Here is a 336-nt window from a genome sequence, read left to right as displayed (position 1 = left end):
GAAAGACAAAGACAAGAAAGACAAAGACGGGAAAGACAAAGACAAGAAAGACAAAGACGGGAAAGACAAAGACAAGAAAGACAAAGACAAGAAAGACAAAGACGGGAAAGATAAAGACAAGAAAGACAAAGACGGGAAAGATAAAGACAAGAAAGACAAGAAAGACAAAGACAAGAAAGACAAAGACAAGAAAGACAAAGACGAGAAAGACAAAGACAAGAAAGACAAAGACGGGAAAGACAAAGACAAGAAAGACAAAGACAAGAAAGACAAAGACAAGAAAGACAAAGACGGGAAAGACAAAGACAAGAAAGACAAAGACGGGAAAGACAAAGA

General features: G+C 37.2%; 1 protein-coding gene. It reads left to right on the top strand.

Annotated elements, in window-relative coordinates:
* Nucleotides 1-336: hypothetical protein (locus RG959_RS25695; RefSeq protein WP_342799287.1), on the top strand; the 336-nt coding region annotated here is incomplete at both ends.

This window comes from Domibacillus sp. 8LH, assembly GCF_038806185.1.
Lineage (GTDB): Bacteria > Bacillota > Bacilli > Bacillales > Domibacillaceae > Domibacillus > Domibacillus indicus_A.
This window is presented reverse-complemented; position numbering and strand designations above follow the sequence as displayed.